This is a genomic window from Streptococcus phocae, assembly GCF_001302265.1.
In the GTDB taxonomy this organism is placed as follows: domain Bacteria; phylum Bacillota; class Bacilli; order Lactobacillales; family Streptococcaceae; genus Streptococcus; species Streptococcus phocae.
The window spans coordinates 1-999 of record NZ_LHQM01000060.1 but is presented as its reverse complement, the minus strand read 5'-3'; the positions used below and the strand labels follow the sequence as shown (position 1 = coordinate 999).

The 999-nt window shown below is 38.6% G+C and carries 1 pseudogene; it reads left to right on the top strand.

The features are described from left to right. A pseudogene (locus AKK44_RS08220) lies at nucleotides 1-967 on the top strand (IS3 family transposase); the annotation flags it as partial. Nucleotides 968-999: the final 32 nt, after the last annotated feature.

Here is a 999-nt window from a genome sequence, read left to right as displayed (position 1 = left end):
AGATGACAGAGCTTGAGCGTCTTCAAGAAGAGGTTCTATATCTGAGAGCGGAGAATGCTGTGCTAAAAAAGCTGAGAGAGTACCGTCTAAGGGACGAAGCAAGGCTCAAAGAGCAACAGAGATTATTCAAGGATTAATTGTTGAGTTTCCATTAACCGTTTTGCTAGGTGTGTTAAAGTTGCCATCATCTAGCTATTATTACCATAAAAAGCGCTTGGCTGATGATAAAGATAGGACAGTAAAAGATGACATCACAGCTATCTATCAAGAACATAAAGGGAACTATGGTTACCGTCGTATCACCTTGGAACTCAGAAATAGAGGTTATGTGATTAATCATAAGAAGGTGCAACGTTTGATGAGAGCCCTAGGTTTACAAGCCAGAATTCGTCGCAAACGCCAGTATTCTTCTTACAAAGGTGAGGTTGGTAAGAAAGCTGCTAATCTGATTAATCGATCATTTGAAGCGTCTCAGCCACTTAAGAAGTGTTATACAGATGTCACTGAATTCGCAATCCCAGCTAGTGATCAAAAGCTTTACTTATCTCCAGTTCTTGATGGGTTTAACAGTGAGATAATTGCTTACAATCTGTCAACGTCGCCAAATTTAAATCAAGTTAAAAGGATGTTGGAAGAGGCGTTTCCAGATGACTGTTACTCTGGCACCATCTTACACAGTGACCAAGGTTGGCAATACCAACATGACTTTTATCATCACTTCTTAAAAAAGAAAGGGATGAGAGTGTCTATGTCTCGCAAAGGGAATAGCCCTGATAATGGCATGATGGAATCTTTTTTCGGCATCTTAAAATCAGAGATGTTTTATGGTTATGAGAAAGAGTTTCACTCACTGGAAGAGTTGTCAGAGGCTATTTCAAATTACATTGATTATTACAATAACAAACGAATCAAGACAAAATTAAAAGGACTGAGTCCTGTACAGTACAGAAACGCAATCCTTTATTAAAATATAATCTCCAACTTTTGGGGGTCAGTACA